17 protein-coding genes are annotated in these 19,418 nt (G+C 74.4%); 8 read left to right on the forward strand and 9 right to left on the reverse strand.

The window, feature by feature from the left end; translation table 11 throughout:
• Positions 1-42: 42 nt before the first annotated feature.
• The 3 genes from ACT3SP_RS09330 to ACT3SP_RS09340 all read left to right on the forward strand — a co-directional run bounded on the left by ACT3SP_RS09330 (position 43) and on the right by ACT3SP_RS09340 (position 2,989).
• Positions 43-1,296 (forward strand): MFS transporter, encoded by a 1,254-nt coding sequence (locus tag ACT3SP_RS09330; protein ID WP_444587005.1) that lies wholly within the window; start codon positions 43-45, stop codon positions 1,294-1,296.
• A gap of 29 nt (positions 1,297-1,325) precedes the next feature.
• A complete protein-coding gene (locus ACT3SP_RS09335) occupies positions 1,326-2,153 on the forward strand; it encodes an alpha/beta hydrolase fold domain-containing protein (RefSeq protein ID WP_444587006.1) in 828 nt (275 codons plus the stop codon).
• A 125-nt stretch (positions 2,154-2,278) separates the two neighbouring features.
• The gene (locus tag ACT3SP_RS09340) at positions 2,279-2,989 is read left to right on the forward strand and encodes a hypothetical protein (RefSeq protein ID WP_444587007.1); all 711 of its coding nucleotides are present in this window, start codon (positions 2,279-2,281) and stop codon (positions 2,987-2,989) included.
• An 8-nt stretch (positions 2,990-2,997) separates the two neighbouring features.
• Here ACT3SP_RS09340 and ACT3SP_RS09345 read toward each other — a convergent pair whose 3' ends face one another.
• From ACT3SP_RS09345 to ACT3SP_RS09355, 3 genes are all read right to left on the reverse strand, one after another.
• Positions 2,998-4,320, reverse strand: a complete 1,323-nt coding sequence (locus tag ACT3SP_RS09345; RefSeq protein ID WP_444587008.1) for an alkaline phosphatase family protein — start codon at positions 4,318-4,320, stop codon at positions 2,998-3,000.
• A 129-nt stretch (positions 4,321-4,449) separates the two neighbouring features.
• Positions 4,450-5,316 carry a hypothetical protein gene (locus tag ACT3SP_RS09350; protein WP_444587009.1) on the reverse strand — a complete coding sequence of 289 codons (867 nt, stop codon included), beginning with the start codon at positions 5,314-5,316 and terminating at the stop codon, positions 4,450-4,452.
• Entirely contained in the window at positions 5,313-5,591 is a 279-nt protein-coding gene (locus ACT3SP_RS09355; RefSeq protein ID WP_444587010.1) for a hypothetical protein, read from the reverse strand. Before ACT3SP_RS09355 ends, ACT3SP_RS09350 begins: the two co-directional genes overlap by 4 nt.
• 88 nt (positions 5,592-5,679) lie before the next feature.
• Here ACT3SP_RS09355 and ACT3SP_RS09360 point away from each other — a divergent pair, with 88 nt between their 5' ends.
• A complete protein-coding gene (locus ACT3SP_RS09360) occupies positions 5,680-7,125 on the forward strand; it encodes a serine/threonine protein kinase (RefSeq protein ID WP_444587011.1) in 1,446 nt (481 codons plus the stop codon).
• A 76-nt stretch (positions 7,126-7,201) separates the two neighbouring features.
• Here the strand turns inward: ACT3SP_RS09360 and ACT3SP_RS09365 are convergent, their stop codons facing one another.
• The 4 genes from ACT3SP_RS09365 to ACT3SP_RS09380 all read right to left on the reverse strand — a co-directional run bounded on the left by ACT3SP_RS09365 (position 7,202) and on the right by ACT3SP_RS09380 (position 14,392).
• Positions 7,202-8,797 (reverse strand): serine hydrolase domain-containing protein, encoded by a 1,596-nt coding sequence (locus tag ACT3SP_RS09365; RefSeq protein WP_444587012.1) that lies wholly within the window; start codon positions 8,795-8,797, stop codon positions 7,202-7,204.
• Positions 8,798-8,825: 28 nt separating this feature from the next.
• Positions 8,826-9,563 (reverse strand): SWIM zinc finger family protein, encoded by a 738-nt coding sequence (locus ACT3SP_RS09370; protein ID WP_444587013.1) that lies wholly within the window; start codon positions 9,561-9,563, stop codon positions 8,826-8,828.
• On the reverse strand, positions 9,560-12,640 hold the full coding sequence (locus ACT3SP_RS09375; RefSeq protein ID WP_444587014.1) for a DEAD/DEAH box helicase: 3,081 nt from the start codon (positions 12,638-12,640) through the stop codon (positions 9,560-9,562). The genes ACT3SP_RS09370 and ACT3SP_RS09375 overlap by 4 nt, the downstream gene beginning before the upstream one ends.
• Before the next feature lie 63 nt (positions 12,641-12,703).
• Positions 12,704-14,392: a MinD/ParA family ATP-binding protein gene (locus ACT3SP_RS09380; RefSeq protein ID WP_444587015.1), complete on the reverse strand. Its 1,689-nt coding sequence runs from the start codon at positions 14,390-14,392 to the stop codon at positions 12,704-12,706.
• 89 nt (positions 14,393-14,481) lie between these two features.
• On the opposite strand from ACT3SP_RS09380, the gene ACT3SP_RS09385 reads away from it, so the two are divergent.
• Positions 14,482-15,237 carry a protein phosphatase 2C domain-containing protein gene (locus ACT3SP_RS09385; RefSeq protein ID WP_444587016.1) on the forward strand — a complete coding sequence of 252 codons (756 nt, stop codon included), beginning with the start codon at positions 14,482-14,484 and terminating at the stop codon, positions 15,235-15,237.
• A 665-nt stretch (positions 15,238-15,902) separates the two neighbouring features.
• Here the strand turns inward: ACT3SP_RS09385 and ACT3SP_RS09390 are convergent.
• A complete protein-coding gene (locus ACT3SP_RS09390; RefSeq protein WP_444587017.1) occupies positions 15,903-16,667 on the reverse strand; it encodes a winged helix-turn-helix domain-containing protein in 765 nt (254 codons plus the stop codon).
• Positions 16,668-16,877: 210 nt separating this feature from the next.
• Between ACT3SP_RS09390 and ACT3SP_RS09395 the strand changes: the two genes are divergently transcribed.
• A complete protein-coding gene (locus tag ACT3SP_RS09395) occupies positions 16,878-17,006 on the forward strand; it encodes a hypothetical protein (protein ID WP_444587018.1) in 129 nt (42 codons plus the stop codon).
• 104 nt (positions 17,007-17,110) lie between these two features.
• Here the strand turns inward: ACT3SP_RS09395 and upp are convergent, their stop codons facing one another.
• Positions 17,111-17,749, reverse strand: a complete 639-nt coding sequence (gene upp, locus ACT3SP_RS09400) for a uracil phosphoribosyltransferase (protein WP_444587019.1) — start codon at positions 17,747-17,749, stop codon at positions 17,111-17,113.
• A gap of 167 nt (positions 17,750-17,916) precedes the next feature.
• Between upp and ACT3SP_RS09405 the strand changes: the two genes are divergently transcribed.
• Both ACT3SP_RS09405 and ACT3SP_RS09410 read left to right on the forward strand, forming a co-directional pair.
• A complete protein-coding gene (locus ACT3SP_RS09405) occupies positions 17,917-18,855 on the forward strand; it encodes a helix-turn-helix domain-containing protein (protein ID WP_444587020.1) in 939 nt (312 codons plus the stop codon).
• Entirely contained in the window at positions 18,852-19,394 is a 543-nt protein-coding gene (locus tag ACT3SP_RS09410; RefSeq protein WP_444587021.1) for a dihydrofolate reductase family protein, read from the forward strand. The genes ACT3SP_RS09405 and ACT3SP_RS09410 overlap by 4 nt, the downstream gene beginning before the upstream one ends.
• Positions 19,395-19,418: the final 24 nt, after the last annotated feature.

The following is a 19,418-nucleotide window of genomic DNA, read 5'->3' on the forward strand; positions in this document are numbered from 1 at the left end:
CAACCGGTGGCCCGGATCGCGCGACGGGAGTAGAAGGGGAGGGTGACGAACTCCCCGCCGCCCCCGCTGCCCGAGACCGCCCCCGTCGAGCGCACCCCCTCCGCGCGCCGACGCCCCGTGGGCGCTGTCCTGGCCGTGCTCGCGGTCGCGGTGCTCGCGGTGAACCTGCGCCCGGGCGCCACCAGCCTCGGACCGCTGATGGAGCAGGTGGTCGGTGCCTACGGACAGGGCGCCGTCGCCTCCGGGCTGCTCACGGCGCTGCCGCCGCTGGCCTTCGGCGCCCTCGGCCTGCTGGCGGTGCCGATCTCCCGCAGGCTGGGACTGACCGGCACCATCGTCGCCTCCTTCGTGCTGGTCGCCATCGGGCTGCTGCTGCGCCCGGGCGTCGGCGGCTTCGGCCTCTTCGTGGCGCTGTCGGTGCTGGGGCTGCTCGGCCCGGCTCTGGGGAACGTGCTGGTGCCCGCCTGGATCAAGCTGCACGGCGGGGCGCGCACCGTCGCGCTGATGACCCTGTACAGCGTGGCCCTCGCGATCGGCGGCTCTGCCGGCCCGGCGCTCGCCGTGCCGCTGGCGGGCGCGGCGGCCGACGGGTGGCAGGACTCGCTGCGGTTCTGGGGCATGGTGGTGGCCGTCCCGGTGGTGGTGTGGGCGATCGTGCTCACCCGCACGGGGCACGACTTCCCGCCCGCCCCGCCGCGCGGCACGTTCAGCGGCTCGCTGCTGCGTTCGGGGACGGCGATCGCGCTGACCGTGATGTTCGCCCTGCAGTCGATGAACGCGTACATCCAGTTCGGGATGCTCCCGCAGATCCTCACCGATGCCGGGATCAGTCCGGCCCGCGCCGGGCTGCTGGTCGCCGTGATCGCGGGCTGGGGCCTGGTGGGCGGTCTCGTCATGCCCACGGTGATCGCCCGCGCCCGAGGCCTGTCCTGGATCGTGGGCGGCTTCGGGGTGCTCACCACCGCCGGGTACCTCGGGCTGCTGCTGGCGCCGACGGTCAGCCCGCTGCTGTGGGCGTGCGTGCTCGGCATCGGCGGCTTCGCCTTCCCCACGGCGATCGCGCTGCTGCCCGCACGCACCCGGTCCCCGCTGATCACCGCGCGGCTCTCGGGCCTGGTCCAGCCGATCGGCTACCTGCTGGCCGCGCTCGGCCCGATCGTCGCCGGTGCGCTGCTGGGGGTCACCGGCGCTCCCTCGACCGTGCTGTGGTTCCTCGCCGGGTCCGGTGTGCTGCTGGCGATCGCCGGGTTCCGGGCGGGCCTGCCGCGGTTGGTCGATCACGAGATCGAGGACTGAGCCCCGCGGAGCCGTGGGATGATGCCCCCATGAGCCTCGTCCGCACCCTGCGCATCCTGGCCTCCCAGCGGCCGTCCACGCCCTCCCGTGCCGTCGCGGACCCGGGGCGGGTCCAGCGCCTCCGTCACGGCCGGGTGCCCGTCACCTGGATCGATCAGCACCTCGCCGGCACCGCCGCCATCGTGCACCTGCACGGCGGCGCCTACGTGGCCGGCGAGTCCCCGCAGACCTGGAGCTGGCTCGAGGAGGTCGCGCGCCGCTCGGGTGCGGCGGCGGCGATGGTCCATTACCGCCTCGCCCCGCGCCATCGCTACCCGGCCGCGGTCGAGGACGTGCTGCACGTCCTGGAGGACCTCTCCACCCGGGCCGTGCTGCGGTCCGGGCGCTGGTTGCTCTCCGGGGACAGCGCCGGCGGAGGGCTCGCCCTCGCGGTCGCGCAGACCCTCTCCGCCAGCGGGGTGGACTCGCCGTCGGCCGTGCTGCTCGAGTCGCCGTGGGCGGATCTCGACGACGACGCCCACGGCCGCGAGGACCTGCGGATCGCGGCGCGGCTGTACGCCGGCGCCGTCCCCCGCACCGAGCCGCGGATCAGCCCGCTGCACGGGGAGCTGGCCGGCCTGCCCCCGGTGCATCTGGTCTCCGGCGCTCGGGACGAGCTGGTCGGCGACAGCCGCCGGCTGGACGCGGCGCTGAGCGCAGCCGAGGTCCCGCACGAGTACCTCGAGATCCCCGGCGTCGGCCACCAGGTCGCGATCGCCGAGGACGGACCGGCCTCCCAGCAGGCACGCCGGTTCCAGATCGCCGCCGTCCGCTCCGCGGTGGGCGCCGACGGCGGCGCCGAGGTCGCCGCGCACTGATTCGGCCCCTGCACACTGACGCCGCCTCCGCGCACTGATTCGGCCCCTGCGCACTGATTCCGCCCCCGTCCACGGACGCCGTCGCCGCGCACTCGCCCCTCGCGGCGGGCGCTACTGTGTGCCCCATGAGGCGACGCGACCCGGGGGTCGACAGCAGAGACGACCATCGCACCGACGACCATGGAACCGACGACCATGGCACCGACGACCCGGTGGCCGGTGACCCCGCATCCGGTGACCCCGCATCCGACGACGGTGCTCCCGGCGATGGCGCTCCCGACGACCGCGCACCCGACGACCACGTGACCTGGGACGGCCGCTCCACGGCCGTGGGCGCTCTGCGGGACGTCCTGGTCGAGCACGCCCCCACCGGCGCTCTCCGCCTGGTGCTGCAGCGACTCGCGCTCCACGAGCAGGGTCGCCCCGCGGGCACCCACGAATCGATCGATGCGATCCTCGACGTGCACGGGAACCTGGTCTCGATGTCGATCGCGGCCGCGGTGCGCTCGGATCCCTCCTCGTCCGCGCGCTTCGAACGGGCCGTGTCCACGCTGCGCGCCGACGTCGCCGCCGATCTCGAGGCGGAGGCGGACTCCCTCGAGGTGGTCCTCGACGCCGACGGGACGCAGCGAGTGATGGTGATGCTCTCGGCGGACGTCTCACCGCAGGAGGTCGCCGAGCGCTCCCACCCCCGCGCGCTGCACGGCGGTCCGCACCACATCACCCATCACGCGCCCGCTCTCGACGAGCTGCGGGACCGGCTGGCCGCGCCGTCCCCCGGCCCGATGCGCCGAGCCTGGAGCGCTGTGCGGGCAGGGCTGCGTCGCACCCGCTGAGCAGCAGGTCAGCGCCGCGGCGCAGACGACGGAGCCAGGGGGCGGGACGCAGCAGGGCCTGACGCCGGAGAGTCCGACGCCGCAGGGCCCGACGCGGTCGGGCCCCGTGCCCGCAGCCCTGTCGCGGTCGCCCCGGGCAGCTCGAGACCCATCGCGGCGGCGAGCGTCACCCCGAGATCCGCCCAGGACCCCTCGGCGGTCCCGACCGGCAGACCCGGCCCGCGCCCGAGCGCCGTGACCGCGGCCGACGGATCGGAGACGGCGCGCGGACCCGCGCAATAGGGATCGTCCCCCGCGACCAGCGGACGGTGCGTCGCGGAGAGCCCGAACACGGTGCCGGCGGTCCCCTCGAGCACGCCGATCACGTCGGTCTGCGCGCTCGCCCCCGCACCGCCCCCGTCGCCCTCCTCGACCCGCCGCAGACGAAGGCGGGAGTGCGCCGCGATCCCGGCGAGGGAATCGAGGGCGAGGGCGCGCAGCGCGGAGCCCTCGGACCGGCGCGCGTGCACCAGCGCGCGGGGCCCGTCGGGCCAGACCAGCGCGCGGAAGTCCGTCAGGTGCGTGCCGCGGGTGCGGACCAGGCCCGGGCCGGTGAGCGCGGCGTTGGGGTGGACCAGCAGGGTGGTGGCGACCAGGGGTCTGCCCGGCAGCAGCAGCACCCGGTCCTCCTCGGTGGCGGCGAAGGCCTCGAGGATCGTCGTCAGCGACGCCGCGGTGTCCTGCAGAGCACGGAGCGCCTGCGGGGAGGCGGGACCGTCCCGTCGGCGCACGGCCCCGAGCCCGGTCAGGCGCGCGGCGAGCAGGTCGATGCGGGCTCCGGCCAGGGCGTCCGCGGCGATCCCCGCCACCAGGTCATCGGCCGGGACCTGCGAGAGCCGCACCCCCGCCGCGCGCCGCGGGGCGAGATGCTCGGCGACCATGCGCGGTGAGCTGGTCCGCTCGGCCGTCTCCCAGCGGCGGCGGAAGCGACCGCCGTCCTCGTCCGGCGGCAGGCACAGGTCGATCGGCGCGCCGGCGGTCGCGGGCCAGTGCAGCGCGGCGGTGACCAGACCCGCCCGCCGCGCCTGCGCGAACAGGGTGGGCAGGCGCAGGGATCTCGCCTCCCAGGGGGAGCGGGTCTCGGGCTGCTCGGGCAGCAGCGGGATCTCGGTGGTGATCCCGGTGCGCTCGGCCGAGGTGCCGGTGAGCAGGCTCGTGAGCGCCGGGGTCGGCTCCGAGGGGCCGTCGGGCAGGAGGCGGAGGGCGGAGGCGCCCGCGCCGAGGGGCGACGCGGCGGCCTCGGCGGCGGTGAGCCCGTCGACGGCGAGGAGCAGGGTGCGGCCGGCGCTCATGGGGGCGACTCCTCGCGGTCTCGACGTCGGTCCCGGCACTGTAGGAGCCCGGTCTTGCCGGGGTGCGAGGCGCGAGTGAGCACCCGGTCACCGCGCGGTGAACTCCGGGTGCGCCGCCCGGCCGCAGTCTCAGTCGCAGTAGAGGTACGTGTCCTCGTCCCCGGCGAAGAGCGGGGAGTCCTCGTTGCGCACGTCCCGGAGCGGGACGCGCGGGGAGGCGAGGACCTGGTCGTGGGTGGCGCGCTGCACGGAGCGGTGGCGCTCGTCGTCCTCGAGGGCGGGCACCGCCAGTCCGTCCTGCTCGGAGCTCGCGCAGCCGTCGAGGCCGTGGACCGTCACGCGGATGTCGCCGTCGGAGGGCGTGCCGTCGTCCTCGAGGTCGACCATGAGGCCGAGACGGTAGGCGAGGACCCCGACGGCGCGGGTCTCCGTGTGGATCACGGTCCAGGCGATGGTGGTGCCGAGCGCCAGGATCGGCACGTCCTCGATCTCGGAGCGGTGCCAGTCCGCGCAGATGGCGGGGCGGCCGACGGTGCGGAAGGGCTCGGCGAGCGCGAGCGCGTAGAACAGCCGGTTCCCCTCGTCCCAGACCGTGCGCAGCCCGTCGTGCCAGAACTCCGGGGAGGCCGAGGAGATGCGGTCGAGCGCGTCCTCGTCGTCGAGGCCGTGCAGCTCCTCGGGGGTGAGGTAGGCCGCGGTGACGAAGTCGAGCACCGCGTCCCGGGCGGTGTCGAGCACGCCGTCCTCCTCCCCGAGATCGGCCCAGGTGCTGAGGTCCTGCGCCGAGCCCTGGACGGGCAGCGCCCGCAGCTCCTCGGGAGAGCGGGCATCCCAGTCGGCGTCGTCGAGCGCCGCGAGCGGATCGCGGTCCACGTCCGTGGAGGTGGGGACGGGGGAGGTGCCCCCGCATCCGGCGCCCAGCAGGGCTCCGCCCGAGGCCACGGCCAGCGCGGCCATCGAGCGTCGGCGGAGCGGTCCGGGACCGGGTGTGCTCATCGCAGATCGGGCTCCGAGGTGTCCGCCCGGCCGGCGTCCGCATCGAGCCGACGGCGGATCGTCGTCGCCGTCTCCCGGTCCTGCCGCACGGCCTTGTCCACCAGCGGCTCGGTGTCCGTCTCGGGATCCTCGGGCTGCACCACCAGCCACACCACGAAGGCGATGGTCAGCAGCAGGCAGATCGCCACCAGGATCAGCAGCAGCGACCAGGAGAACGGGACCGGGTCCCAGAGGGGGTCGCCCTGGAAGATGCCCACGAGCCCCCCTCTGGTCATGACGCACGGATCCCGGGCGGGCCCCGGGGCGCGGAGATCATCGCCAGCATAACGCGGGTCCTCTTCCTGCCGTTATGCTGGAAAAATCATGGCTGACGTAATTGTCGGGCGCTTCGCGCTCATCGACCTGATCGCCAAGGGCGGATCCGGGTCCGTCTGGCGAGCGTGGGACTCCAAGGCCGAGGAGCTGTGCGCCGCGAAGGTCCTGCGGCAGCGCGATTCGGCCGATCTCATGCGCTTCGTCCGCGAGAAGGGCGTCAGCTTCGACCACCCGCATCTGCTCACCCCGTACGGCTGGGGCGCCGAGGACGAGCACGTCGTGATCGCGATGCCGCTGGTCTCGGGGGGCACCCTGGAGTCGGTCGTGAAGAAGCGCGGCAAGCTCGCGGAGCCCGCCGTGGTGGTGATCCTCGACCAGCTGCTGGACGGCCTCTCCCATGTGCACGCCGAGGGATGGATCCACCGCGACGTGAAGCCCGCGAACATCATGTTCGAGCCCCGCGGCCGCGCTCACCCCGCCTCCCGCCTGGCCGACTTCGGCATCGCGGTCCACGAGACCGACGTGCGCTTCACCCACGTGGGCATGGTCAACGGCACCCCGGGCTACATGGCCCCGGAGCTGTTCTCGATGGCCGAGCCCGCCCCCTCCCACGACCTGTACGCCGCCGGGGTGGTGGCGCTGGTCGCGCTGAACGGCAAGATCAAGCTCCACGACGGCGCCTTCCGGCCCGACGAGCTCACCCAGCACCTGCGCGGCGTCACCCCGAAGCTCTCCGCGGTCATCCGCCGCCTGGTCGCGGCGCAGCCCGAGGACCGCTACCAGGACGCCGAATCGGTGCGCCGGGATCTCCCGCGGGTGCCGCAGGGCTATCCGCTCACCCACGCCGACGGCGCCCCGCTCGAGTTCCAGGACACCCTGGACCCGCTGCCCGCGGACGCCCCCGGCGCCGCGAGGCCCCAGCGCCCCGCCCCCCAGGTCGGTCCCACCTCGATGGAGGCGATCCGGGCCGGACAGGTCCAGCAGGGCTTCAGCGCCGCCTCCGCCTCCCCGCACACCGGCCAGCAGTGGGCGCAGCCGACACCCCCGCACGCGACCCCGCCGCAGTCGACGCCCCAGCACTCGACCCCGCCGCACCGGTCCCCGCAGCAGGGCGCGCCCCCGCAGGGCACCCCGCCGCAGCACGGCGGGCAGTTCACCCCGCAGCCGTACACGGGAACGCAGACGGGCACCGGCTTCACCGGCCCCACCCGCTCCGGCAGCCGGGGCACCATGATCGCGGTCGCGATCGGGGCGGGCGCAGCCCTGGTGCTCGGGGTGATCGTCGCGATCGTGCTGCTGGTGGTCTTCAACGGCATCTCGGCCTCGGGGCCGGGCGGCGACGAGGCGGTCAGCAGCATCGACTCCGCCTTCGCCGAGGTGGAGCCCGGCCAGGAGTGCGTCCCCGAGGACGAGGGCGTCATCGCGCTCACCCCGGAGGGCTCCTACGTCTCCTGCACCGAGTCCCCCGACGGGGAGGGCCTCGCCTTCTCCTGAGCCGTGCGCGCCCCGCACTGCTGACCTCTGCTGACCTCCGCTGACCTCTGCAGTGCTCTGGGCTCTGCTCGCGGGGTCAGCCCGCGGGGACCGCGGTGGTGTCCAGAGCCTGCACCAGCGCGTCGCGGCGCGGATCCATCAGCAGGTCGATCCGCACCGACGCCGCCCCCGGCCCCGTCCCGGGCACGGTCCAGCGCAGCTGGGCACGGCTGAGCACGCGGGCATCCCCTGCGCCCAGCCCCGCGAGCGCGGAGCGGTCCAGCCCCGCCGTCGCGAGCGCCGCGGCCAGACGGCGGCGCCGCTCCTCCCGCGGCACGTCGAGGTCCATGGTGTCGGCGAACCAGGCGTCGGCGAGGGTGTCCAGGTCGTCCTCGCCGCGCAGCCAGGCCAGCGCCGCCTCCGCCGCCCGGTGCGTGCGGGGCGCGGCCTGCGGTGACCGCCGGGCCAGCAGCTGCGGGACCTCGCGCTGCAGCAGGCGCAGGGTCTGCATCGACAGCGGAGTGGCGGGGGCGTACTTGGAGTTCGCGAGCGCCACCACACCCACCCCGGAGTCGCGGTGCCACACCATGAACGAGCCGTAGCCGGGATAGCCGCCGGAATGGGAGATCACCTGGCCGAGATCCGGGAAGTGCTCGACGACCAGACCGTAGCCGTAGCCGCGCACCCGGTCGTAGCCGCGGGAGGTGCCGGAGGGCTCGCCGGGCTCCACGGGCAGGGCGGCCAGCGGGTGGTGGCGGTGCAGCTGCTGCATCTCGCGGCGGGACGCGGTCGCGAGCGGACCGGCGGGGCGCTCGGCGGCGTCGGGCGCATCGGCCGCGGCGAGGAAGCGCACCCAGGCGGCGATGTCGTCCACGGTGGAGAACAGCCCGGCCATCGCGCCGTACACGCCGTGGCCGTCCAGCGGCACGGGCTCGAAGCGGCTGGCGTCGGTGCGGTCGGCCAGGCGGTGCCCGGTGGCCAGGTGCGAGGTGTCGATCTCCGCGGCGGACCAGCCGCTGGCCGCCAGGCCGAGCGGGGTCAGGAACCGCCGGCGGACCTCTCCGGCGAAGTCACCGCCGGTGACCTCGTCGATCACGCGACCCAGCAGGGCGTAGCCGGTGTTGGAGTACTCGAAGCCGGTGCCGGGGCGGTGCACGTGCCCGAGCCCGCCGTCCAGCACCCGGGCGAAGTCCTCGCGCGCCATCGCCTGCTGCCGGTCGCCCCAGGGGTTGTCGGTCACCAGGCCCGCGCTCATGGTGAGCAGCTCCCGCAGGGTGGGCTCGCGATCGTCGGCGGCGAGATCGAAGGCTCCGGTCGCCTCGGGGACATGGGCCGAGACCGGGTCGTCCAGGCGCAGGCGCCCCTCGTCCCGCAGGGCCAGGACGGTGGCGGCGGTGAAGGACTTCGTCATCGAGGCGATGCGGGAGACGGTCGCGCGGTCCATCGGCCCGGACCCCGCCGCGGGAGCGCCGTCGGCGAGCTCCCGGTGCCCGGCCGCGCCGTGCCCCAGGACCGCCTGCCCGTGCTCGTGCCCGCCGACGATCGCCCAGGTCACCCCCGAGGTGCGGTGCTCGGCGACGGCACCGTCGAAGAGCGCGGCGACCTTCTCGAGGACGGTGTCCGGCACGGTGCCGGGCACGGTGTCGGTGACGGCGTCGAGGGGGGCGGGGGTCGCGAGGTGGGTCTCAGGCATGCTGATCACTGTAGGGGCTGCGGGCCGCTCAGGAGGCGTCGGTGTAGAAGCGGTGGATGACCGCGGCGACGTCCTCCCCGACCACCTCCGCGAGCCGCGCCGGATCGGTCCGCGCGGGGTCGAAGACCGGTGCTTCGGGCTGCTCCGGGCCGTCGCCGTCCGCCTCGGCACCGTCCGCCTCCTCGGCGCCGTTCGGCACCGTTCCCTCGCCCGGGGTCACCCCGCCGGGGCCGGGCCCGGCCGGCGCCACCAGGTCCTCGAGCGCGAGGCCGCGCAGGGTCAGCAGCAGCGCCGGCGCGTCGTCGACCGCCTCGACCAGCACGTACACGAGCGCACCGACGTGGCGGCAGGGACCGGGCCAGTCCAGGCAGGAGCAGTCGTGGGTGAGCTCGGAGGCGTCCCGCGGCAGCAGCGAGATCTCCGAGGCGGCCAGCTCCGCCTCGATCCCCTGCGGGTAGTCGCCGCCGGCCATGCGCGCCGGGAGCTCCGGATGCGAGCGCGCGACCTGCAGGAAGGCGCGGCGGTCGTCCGGGCGGAAGGCGGGCAGGTCCAGCCGTGCCTGATGCAGCTCGCCCTCGGCGTCCAGCACGTCGCCGCGCACGATCCCCGCCTCGACGTCCAGCCACTGCACCCGCCCGGCCCGGGCGTCGGCCTTCCCGCGACCCACCCGGGCCGGGCCCAGCAGCTGCTCGGCGCCCTCGCGCAGGGCCACCGCGTGCCAGCGGGTCCCGATCGCGCCGCGGCGCGAGCGCAGGATGATGCTCATCGTCCGTCCCTCCGGTCGTCGCCGTCGTCCTCGAGCGCCAGCAGGTCCAGCAGCCGGTCGTCGTCGAGCCCGGACAGCCAGTCCTCCCCGGGGCCGACGGTCAGCTCCGCCAGCGCCTGCTTGTCCTGCAGCACGGTGTCGATCTTCTCCTCGACGGTTCCGGCGCTGACCAGCTTGTTCACGGTCACGTCGCGGCGCTGCCCGATGCGGAAGGCGCGGTCGGTGGCCTGGTTCTCGACCGCGGGGTTCCACCAGCGGTCGAGGTGGACGACATGGTTCGCCGCCGTGAGGGTGAGGCCGGTGCCGCCCGCGCGCAGGCTCAGCAGCATCAGCCCGGGCCGGTCGCGATGCTGCTGGAACTCGGCGACCATCTGGTCGCGGTCGCGCTTGGAGACCCCGCCGTGCAGGAAGGGCACATCGATCCCGAACTCGGCGAAGCGCTCCTGCCAGTAGGGCACCAGCAGGTGCCCGAAGGTCGTGAACTGGGTGAACAGCAGCGCCTTCTGGCCCTCCTCGAAAGCCGTCTGCAGCAGGTCGTCGACGAGCTCGAGCTTGCCCGAGCGGTGCTCGCCGTCGCGCACCAGCGCAGAGCCGTCCCCGAGGTAGTGGGCGGGATGGTTGCACACCTGCTTCAACCGGGTGATCGCGGAGACCACGAGGGTGCGTCGGCGCTTCTCGTCGGCACCGTCGATCTGCCCCATCAGCTCCTGCACGATCGCCTCGTACAGCCCCGCCTGCTCCGTGGTCAGGTTCACCACCCGGTTCAGCTCGATCTTCTCCGGCAGGTCCTCGATGATGGTGCGGTCCGTCTTCAGGCGGCGCTGGATGAACGGGGCGGTGACGAGCTTCAGACGGCTGAGGGCACCGCCGTCGCCCTCCTCCTCGATCGGGGTCGCCACCCGGTCCTGGAAGTCCTTCGCCCCGCCCAGCAGGCCCGGGTTCACGACCTCCATGAGGGAGTGGAGGTCCGCGAGCCGGTTCTCCACCGGGGTGCCCGTCAGCGCCAGCCGGTGCGGGGCCTGCAGCGCGCGAGCGGCCCGGGTTACCTGGGTGGCGGGGGTCTTCACGTGCTGCGCCTCGTCGAACACCAGCCGGTGCCAGGACACGGCTGAGAGCGCCTGCAGGTCGCGGGCCAGCAGCGAGTAGGTGGTGATGACGAGGTCGAGGTCCGCGGCGCCGGAGACGAATGACTCGTCCCGCAGCCGGTCCCCGCCGTGATGGACGTGCACGGCGAGGTCGGGGGCGAAGGTCGCGGCCTCGCGCTGCCAGGCGCCCACCACCGACATGGGGCACACCAGCAGGGTGGGCCCGACGCGCTCTGCCGGGGCCCGGCCGTGCGTGCCCTCCCGCTCCCGGCACAGCAGGGCGAGGACCTGCATTGTCTTGCCCAGCCCCATGTCGTCGGCGAGGATCCCGCCGAGTCCCTGCCGGTCCAGGGCCCACAGCCAGTTCAGCCCGTCGAGCTGGTAGGGCCGCAGGGTCGCGTGCAGCGCATCGGGCTGCGGGTGGGGGGAGGGGCCCTGCCCGCCGGGCATCAGGCGGGCCAGGCCGTTGCTGCCCCCCGAGAGCAGCGCATCGAGGCCGAAGTCGACGTCCGCCGCGTCGGGGGAGAGGATCAGCGAGAACATCTCCATCCAGGGCGCCCGGCCCGTGACCTCGGCGGGCACCGGTGCGGGGGGCAGCGGCGGCGGCTGCGCGCTCGCACGCTCCTGCCGCCGTCGCGACGACGGGCCCCGCTCCTGCCCCTGCCCCTGCGCCGGTCCCTGCCCCCGCTCTCCGCGGGTGCGCTCGCCGAAGGCGTCGAGGAACCGCTCGGCGGCGCGCAGGGTGCTCGCGTCCAGCCGCACCCACTGCCCGCGCAGCTGCACCAGCTCGGTCTGCGCCTCGCGGATCTGCTCCATCTCCTCCTCGGTGAGCTCGGTGTCCCCGACCGCGACCCGCCAGCGGAAGGAGGCCATCGCCCCGAGACCCACCCCGGAGCCCTTGCGCTCGCCGGGCTCCTCCTCGACCTCCTGCGGGCGCAGTGTCGTGCGCTGCGTGGTCCAGTCGCGCGGCAGCAGCACGGTGACCCCGGCCTCCTCGAGGGCGGGGGTGTCGCGGGAGAGGAACGCGGAGGCCTCGGCGGTGGTCAGCAGCCAGTCCACGCCGGTGTCGTCCACGGCCGCACCGCGGACCGTCGGCGCGAGGCGCATCACCGCGGCGGAGGCCTCGGCCGCGCCCGCGGTGGTGAGGTCGCCCACGGCGCGCAGGTCCGCGACCGGGTGCACCGTCCCGTCGGCCTCCCGCAGGCAGGTCTGCAGCGGCCAGGCCGTGCCGATCGGCGGCTGGAACAGGCGCACCACCAGCTCGCTGTCCCGCGAGCCGAGCTTCACCCCGGGCCGTCCGGAGTCCACGAAGTCGTCGAAGGCCGCGGTGAGGCGGCGCTGGGTGGGGAGGTCGGCGTGCAGCTCGCCCTCGTCGGCCAGCGCCCACAGCACCCCGCAGCGGTCCTGCGCGGGGGCGGGCTGCCGGCGCAGGTGCTCGGCGAAGGCGGCGCGGGCGTGTCCGTCCACGAGCGAGTGCAGCAGCGGCGGGGCGTCCTTCTCGGGGGCGCGCCATTCCATCACCGGGCGTCCGTACTGCTCGTGCGCCCGGGCCCGCAGGTGGCGGCGCTCGACGAGGGACTGCGCGCGCAGGTCCAGCACCACCGCGGCGACCAGATCCGGCATGGCGATCAGCTCGGCGTCGAGCCGGGCGGCGGCTCCGTCGCTGATCAGCGCGGCGAGATGGTCCGCGAACTCCTCCCCGAAGCGCTCCTCGAGCAGGACGGTCGCGGCACCCACCAGGGCGGTCAGGGCGGTGCCGGCCAGCGGCAGCGCCGGGACCCGGCGATCGCCGTCGCGGCCGGGGATCCGCACCCGGTGGCGAAGCTGGTCCGGCGCCTCGCAGAGGGCCTGCGCGATCCCCTCCGGAGCCTCGCGGCGCAGCGGGCCGAGGTCCTCGAGGGCGCGGGAGCGGCCCGGCCCGGTCTGCTCGCGCACCCACAGCGCGGGTCCCAGGTCGTCGTCGAGGACGAGATGGAGGCGGCGGAGGGGCATGACCTCAGACTAGGGCTCCGTGCCGACGCGCGTCGGTGCGGAGCCCGCGCTGTGGACGACGGCTCAGAGGCCGTCGATGATCAGCGAGGTCGCGTCGAGCCAGGCCTCCTTGGTGGCCGGGGAGACGCGGCTCCAGTCCAGGTGGGAGCCGTCGACGAACTGCTTCTCGTAGGGCACCTCGGTGACGGCGCGGGTGTGGGCGCCGAAGTGGGCGAGCAGCCGTCCGCGCAGCGTCGGGTCGAACTTCCCCTTCGAGGAGTGCGACAGGATCGTCACCGCGTGGTCCACCTGCTCGGCGAGACCCGTGGCCCGCAGCTCGTCGATCATCCAGGCCGCGGCGTTGAAGGTGTCCTCGCGCACGGTGGAGACGATGACCAGCTGGTCCGCGCTCCGCACGGCGGCCAGCCAGTTCGAGGCGCGCACGTTGTTGCCGGTGTCGATCACCTTGATCCGGTAGAAGCGCGAGAGCGCGTCGTCGAGCTCGCCGAAGGCCGCGGCGTCGATCGAGGCGGCCGAGCCCGGGTCCTCGTCCGAGGCGAGGATGTCGAAGCGCATCCCGCCCTGCGGGCGCACGTAGGGGTCGAGGTCCGCGCTGCTCGCCTCGGGCGAGCGCATCCGGTCGATGTCGTGGAGCAGGTCCACCGCGGTGCGGTGATGGTCCGAGGGGATGCCCCGCCAGCCCAGGGTGCCGCGGGTCTCGTTGTTGTCCCAGGCCAGGACGTTGCCCCCGCGGGTCACGCCGAGGGTCGCCGCGATCATCAGGGAGGAGGTGGTCTTGTGCGCCCCGCCCTTGAGGTTCACCACCGCGATGTTGCGCGGTCCGTCCAGCGGCCGACGGATCCGCTCCAGGCGCTCGGTCTCCCGGCGCTCGCGCGCGTTCGGTCGCGGGGTGATCAGCCCGCCGCTGAGCCGGGTGACCAGCCCGGGGATCCCGAGAGTGGCCCGGACCTTCTCCCGCTTCGCGGTCGAGGTCTGGAGGTCCTGCAGGGTGGGGCGCGAGGAGTCCTTCTGCGGCACGGTGCGCGCCGGCAGCGGGCGTCGCGCCGTCGGCTCCTCGGCAGGTGCGGCCGACGGCGCGGAGGCGGCCGACGGCGCCGACGGCGCGGAGCCCGACGGTGCGGCGGACCCTGCCGATGCGGCGGACCCCGCGGAGGCGGCGGAGTGCACCTGTGCGGCGGATCCCGCCGAGGCGGCGGAGTGCGCCGACGGCGCTGAACGGGCCGAATGCCCGGAGCGTGCTGACGGAGCCGACCTCGCGTCCCGGTCCCCGTCGGCCGCCGAGGGCGGGAGCGCCGCGGCACGGCGCCGCCGGCCTCCGTGGGGGCGCACGGAGGGCAGCTCGCCGGTGGCGGGGCTGCCGAGCGCCCGCCGGTCGAGGTGGGCGGGTTCGCCGGGCTCGGCGGTGTCGGCGGGATCGACGGTCTCGGCGGGAACGTCGGTGTCGCGGGTGTCGTGCGCGTCGCCGGTGGCCGGGGCGGTCAGCGGGTCCTCGATGTCCGGGCCGTGCACCGGGCGGTCGTCCGCATCCCGTCCCGTGATCCGTCCCGAGGGCTCCACCCGCAGGTGGTGGCGGACGCCGGGCTCGACGATGACCACGTCGAGGTCGTCCTCGGCGGCCTTCGCGGAGCTGATGAAGACCTGCTTGACGCGGTCTCGGATCTCCGGCAGATCGGCGCCCGAGACCTCGACCGTCTCGTCGGCGAGATGCACGGTCGCCGTGGTGTCGGAGGTGATCCGCGCCTGCACGATCATCTGGGGTTCCTTCCGCGTCCTGATGGTTCGCGTCCACTCTACGGGCGCTCGGGGCAGGAGCCGGGCCCCGGCCTCCCTACAGTGGTGGCGTGCACACCACACTGCTCAGCGACCCTGCGATCCCCGGAGCCGACGAGGACGCCGCGGGCGTCCTCGGGGACGTGGCCGTCCTGCTCGACGGAGCCGGGGTGGCCCGGCGCTTCCGCGCGGGCTGCCATCACTCCGTGGCCTGGTTCTCCCATGCCCTGGCGGCGCGCCTGCTCGCTCTCGCCCAGGACCCCTCCGTCCCCCTCGCCCGGGCCCTCGCCGAGGCGATCGGGGAGGTGCGCTCCCTGCACGAGGGGGAGTGCGATCTCGAGCGCGGCGGGCCCTCCGCGACCGTCGTCGCGGTGCGATGCGGGAGCGAGCACCTCGAGCACCTGGTGCTGTGCGACTCCTCCCTGCTGCTGGTGGACAGGGCGGGCGCGGTCACCCGGTGCACCGATCCCCGGGTCGACGACGTGGTGCGCGAGGAGGCGGACTCCCCGGCGATCGAGGCGCGCCGCAACGCTTCCGGCGGATTCTGGGTGGCCCGGCACGAGCCCGAAGCGGCCGCGCAGGCGCTGACGGGCCGGGTCCCGCTGGCAGAGCTGAGCGCCGTCCACCTGGTCAGCGACGGGATCACCCGCGCGGTCGACCTGCTGGGGCTGCATGACGAGGCCTCGCTGGCGCGGTCCCTGTCGGCGGACCCGGCCGCGCTGCTGCGCGAGCTGCGCACCGCGGAGGCCGCCCTCACGCCGGATCGCGCTCCGCGCAAGAGGCATGACGATGCGACGGTGCTCACAGTTTCCCTGGATCGCGCCTGAACCATCCGGTCGAAGCCGGGAGCCGGCTGGGTGCGGAGAGCGGTTGGCGCCCGTGCGCGAGGAGGTGCCGGCTCCGCGGGAACCGTCGCCTCGCCTCGTGATTTGGTGCTTCCATGACGAAGGGATGAGGTGCGCACCACTGAGGTCACCCTTCCCTGAATCTGCATGTCACCTGCAAAAACAGCCGGGGGTGGCGCGTTTACACAGCGGGGGAGAGGGCCTAGACTCAGTGGCACGACGAATCCGCCTCCGGGCGGGCCGTCACCGGCGATCCGGGGGGCGCCTCCCGAGATCTGCTGGTAGTCTTCCGGGTGTCGGAAGACGTTGAAAATTTTATAGATGTGCCGCTTCCCACGACCCCCCTCATGGGGAGCGGCCGGACGGGCAACAACGCCAGGTTCCCCCACCTATGGCAGCCCGTCCAGCCTGTTCGCCCGCACCCACCCCTGACGGACGACAGGCCCAGACGAGCGGTCCGTGAGCCCCCGACACTGTCGGTGAAGAGCTCCGGGCCGCTCGTCGCATTTCCCGGCTGATTCCCCAGGCCGGCTCCGGGACCGATTCCCCGGCAGCGCGCGAGGTCGCAGCGCGCGACGGGCGACCGCGACGGGCGACCGCCGGCGCACGAGCTGCAGATCACGGTCGTGCGCCGGCGGAGCGCGGCCTCAGGAGAGGATCGCGACGTCGCTGCCCGGGTCGAGGCGGTAGCCCGCACCGCGGACGGTCGAGATCAGGCGACGGTAGCGGCCGAGCTTGGTGCGCACCCGGCGCACGTGCACATCGACCGTGCGCTCGCCGGTGTCCTCGGACGCCTCGGCCCACACCGTCTCCATGAGCTCGGTGCGGGAGATCGTGCGCCGCGCGTTGCGCGCCAGCTGCGCCAGCAGCTCGAACTCCTTGTACGTGAAGTCCACGTCCTGCCCGTCGATCCGCACCCGACGGCCGAACAGGTCGACGACCAGGCTGTCCTCGGGGGCCAGCGACGGGCTCGCCGGGCTGACCGCCGTCGCCTGGAGGGCGCGGCGACGAGCAGCCTCGGCATCCCGACGGGCCGGCGAGTTCGGCGAGACCACACCGGCGCGACGGGGACGCAGCGGGCTGACGGCGGCGGCGCCCTGGCCGCGCGGCGGCAAGGTGCGGGCGGTCGAGCGGCCGGTGGCGGAGAAGGACTGCGGGCTGTTGACCGCGACCGCGGTGCGGCCGTCGCGGGCTGCGACCAGGCGCTGGGCCCGGGTGCGCAGCTCGTCCGCGATGAGGGCGGTCTCGACGTCGCCGGTGCCGACCGGCAGGGTGACGGACACGGTGATGGTCACGGCGTCCTCCGCGGCCTGGGGCCGCGGCGCGGTGCCTCCGACCCGTCGCAGGGCGCGGGGGGAGGGGGTACGGGTGTCGGTGACAGGGGTGGTGGGGCGATCCAGGGCGATGGTCATGATGCGAGTTCTCCGAGAGGCGGCGCGATGAGCGCGGCGGCTGGTGGACCCGGGATCCCAGGGATCGACGCCCGCAGGCGGATCGGTCAGGGGGTGTGCTCCCGGTGGCACCTGGAGCCCGCGCCTTCCGGCCGGCTCCTGTCAGCCGACCTCGGAGGAGTCGTGAGCGCTCAGAGGCTCGGCTGACGATGCATCATCGGCATCATCATCATGCACATCATCGAACGCATCGCGGAGCGGACCACCCGGCAGGTGGTCTCGCGGAACGCGGCGATCGAGGTCATGGGAGAGATCCTGCCCCGAACCGCCGCAGGGGGCAAGGACGCGTTCACAGTGTGAAACAGCGCAGGTCATCCCTGCGCTTCCGGCAGGTCAGGCCGTCGCCTGCGGCGGAGCCCCGCCGGGGCGCGACGTCGTCCCGGGAGAGTCGGACCGGCCGTGCGTCAGTCGACGACCCCGAAGAGGCGATCGCCGGCATCGCCGAGGCCGGGCACGATGTAGCCCCTCTCGTCGAGCTTCTCGTCGATGGACGCGGTGACGACGGTCAGGTCGATCGAGGGGTCGAGCTGCTCGTCGAGCGCCGTCAGACCCTCGGGAGCGGCCAGCAGGGTCACGCAGGTGATGTCGCGGGCGCCGCGCTCGTGCAGGTACTCGCACGAGGCGATCAGGGTGTGGCCGGTGGCGAGCATCGGGTCGAGCACGAAGCACTGACGGCCGGTGAGGTCGTCGGGGAGGCGGTTCGCGTAGGTGGTGACCTCGAGCGTCTCGTCGTTGCGGACCATGCCCAGGAAGCCCACCTCGGCGGTGGGCAGCAGACGGGTGAGGCCGTCGAGCATGCCGAGGCCGGCGCGCAGGATGGGCACCACCATCGGCTTGGGGGAGGCCAGCTTGGTGCCGGTCATCGTGGTCACCGGGGTCTCGATCTGCACCGGCGCGACGGCGACGTTGCGGGTCGCCTCGTAGGCCAGGAGGGTCACCAGCTCGTCGGCGAGCTGACGGAACACCGAGGAGTGGGTGGCGCGATTGCGCAGCACCGACAGCTTGTGGGCGACGAGGGGGTGGTCGATCTCCAGAACGCGCATGGGGGGAATCTACCGGAGCGACCGGGACGGGGCCGACGAATGCGCCGTCTGCGGCGGGAGAGCCCGCTCTCACGCGCACCTGCCCCGTGTCCCTCCTCGCGTCCCTCGCGCTCAGGTGCGCAAGATCGGTCGGGCGGATCCCGTGCGAGCGTGCCGATACTGGATCCATGACCGAGACGGATCCCCTGCGGCGACTGCTCGACGCGGTGCTCGAGGCGGACGGCGCCTCCCTCGAGGAGATGGCGGCCGGCGCGCACCTGTCCCCCTTCCACTTCCAGCGCACGGTGCGCCGGCGCGCGGGCGAGACGCCCTCGGCCATGCGCCGACGGGTGCGGCTCGAGCGGGCCGCCTGGAGCCTGCAGGGCGGGGCGGCGGTGACCGAGGTGGCCTTCGCCGCCGGCTACGACTCCGTCGAGGGATTCTCCCGGGCGTTCCGTCGGGCCTTCGGCTGCGCGCCCTCGGACCTGCCCTCCCGTGCGGAGCGAGGCCACTGGCTGCCCGCCCCCAACGGCATCCACTTCCACTCGCCGACGACTCTGTACGTCGATGCCGGCCGCGCCCGGGAGAGCTCCTCGGGGGACGTCCTGACCCTCCTCGTCCAGCACGACCTCGACGACGTCGACGTGCTGCTGACCGCGGCCGCCGAGGTGGGGGAGGACGCCTACCGGGCGATGCGCCTGCCCGGCAGCCGCCCGCGCGGCTTCGACGGGCCCGACGAGACGCTCGCCCAGGTGATGCGCCATCTGGTGCTCAGCAGGGAGCCGTGGCTGGCCAGCATCGCCGGGGAGGGGGAGCCCGACCTCTCCGGCCCCGACGACCCCGCATCTCTCGCCGCGCGCCACCGCCGCACGGCCCCGCGGTGGCTCGCGATGCTCCGGGACGTGGACCGCCGCGGCGCCTGGCAGGACGCGATCGTCGACGCGCTGTGCGATCCGCCCGAATCGTTCCTGCTCTCGCAGATCCTCGCCCACGAGCTCACCTACTCGACCCATCGGCGCCAGCTCGCGCGCTGGATGCTCGCCGACGCCGGCCTCGACACCACCGCCGCCCACCTGGACCCCGATCCGATCCTCTGGCACCGACGACGCACAGGAGAACAGCCATGACCCGCTACCGCTTCTACACCGCGACCACCCTCGACGGCTTCCTCGCCGACGAGCACCACAGCCTGGACTGGCTGCTCTCCCAGCCCACCGGTGAGGACTCCATCCTGCCCTACGACGACTTCATCGCCGGGGTCGGTGCGATCGTCACCGGCCGCAGCACCTACGACTGGGTCCTCGCCCACGACGGGACCGTGGAGGGGGCCTGGGTCTTCACCCAGCCCACCTTCCTGTTCACCCATCGCGCGCCCGCGGAGGAGCGGGAGGGCGTCACCGTCGTCTCCGGGCCACCCGACGGCCACCGCGCGGCGATCGAGGAGGTGGCCGGCGGCGAGGACGTCTGGATCGTGGGCGGCGGAGGCCTCGCCGCCGAGTTCGCCCGCGCCGGGATGCTCGACGAGATCCTCGTGTCCATCGCCCCTGTCACGCTCGGGGCCGGCAAGCCGCTGCTGGACGGACGCTTCGACCTCGAGCTGCTCGAGCACGGCACCAACGGCGCGCTGCTCGAGGCCCGCTACCGGGTGGTGGGGGAGCGGTCCTGAGGCCCGAGGCGCGACAATGACCCC

The organism is Brachybacterium sp. AOP43-C2-M15, assembly GCF_052446295.1.
Classification (GTDB): domain Bacteria; phylum Actinomycetota; class Actinomycetes; order Actinomycetales; family Dermabacteraceae; genus Brachybacterium.

What these genes read in the sequence shown, in the direction of transcription:
- ACT3SP_RS09335 (WP_444587006.1), top strand. Translation starts at nt 1,326, where the DNA reads ATGAGCCTCGTCCGCACCCTGCGCATCCTGGCCTCCCAGCGGCCGTCC.
- ACT3SP_RS09340 (WP_444587007.1), top strand. Translation starts at nt 2,279, where the DNA reads ATGAGGCGACGCGACCCGGGGGTCGACAGCAGAGACGACCATCGCACC.
- ACT3SP_RS09345 (WP_444587008.1), bottom strand. Translation starts at nt 4,320, where the DNA reads ATGAGCGCCGGCCGCACCCTGCTCCTCGCCGTCGACGGGCTCACCGCC.
- ACT3SP_RS09350 (WP_444587009.1), bottom strand. Translation starts at nt 5,316, where the DNA reads ATGAGCACACCCGGTCCCGGACCGCTCCGCCGACGCTCGATGGCCGCG.
- ACT3SP_RS09355 (WP_444587010.1), bottom strand. Translation starts at nt 5,591, where the DNA reads ATGACCAGAGGGGGGCTCGTGGGCATCTTCCAGGGCGACCCCCTCTGG.
- ACT3SP_RS09360 (WP_444587011.1), top strand. Translation starts at nt 5,680, where the DNA reads ATGGCTGACGTAATTGTCGGGCGCTTCGCGCTCATCGACCTGATCGCC.
- ACT3SP_RS09365 (WP_444587012.1), bottom strand. Translation starts at nt 8,797, where the DNA reads ATGCCTGAGACCCACCTCGCGACCCCCGCCCCCCTCGACGCCGTCACC.
- ACT3SP_RS09370 (WP_444587013.1), bottom strand. Translation starts at nt 9,563, where the DNA reads ATGAGCATCATCCTGCGCTCGCGCCGCGGCGCGATCGGGACCCGCTGG.
- ACT3SP_RS09375 (WP_444587014.1), bottom strand. Translation starts at nt 12,640, where the DNA reads ATGCCCCTCCGCCGCCTCCATCTCGTCCTCGACGACGACCTGGGACCC.
- ACT3SP_RS09380 (WP_444587015.1), bottom strand. Translation starts at nt 14,392, where the DNA reads ATGATCGTGCAGGCGCGGATCACCTCCGACACCACGGCGACCGTGCAT.
- ACT3SP_RS09390 (WP_444587017.1), bottom strand. Translation starts at nt 16,667, where the DNA reads ATGACCATCGCCCTGGATCGCCCCACCACCCCTGTCACCGACACCCGT.
- ACT3SP_RS09395 (WP_444587018.1), top strand. Translation starts at nt 16,878, where the DNA reads ATGCACATCATCGAACGCATCGCGGAGCGGACCACCCGGCAGGTGGTC.
- upp (WP_444587019.1), bottom strand. Translation starts at nt 17,749, where the DNA reads ATGCGCGTTCTGGAGATCGACCACCCCCTCGTCGCCCACAAGCTGTCG.
- ACT3SP_RS09405 (WP_444587020.1), top strand. Translation starts at nt 17,917, where the DNA reads ATGACCGAGACGGATCCCCTGCGGCGACTGCTCGACGCGGTGCTCGAG.
- ACT3SP_RS09410 (WP_444587021.1), top strand. Translation starts at nt 18,852, where the DNA reads ATGACCCGCTACCGCTTCTACACCGCGACCACCCTCGACGGCTTCCTC.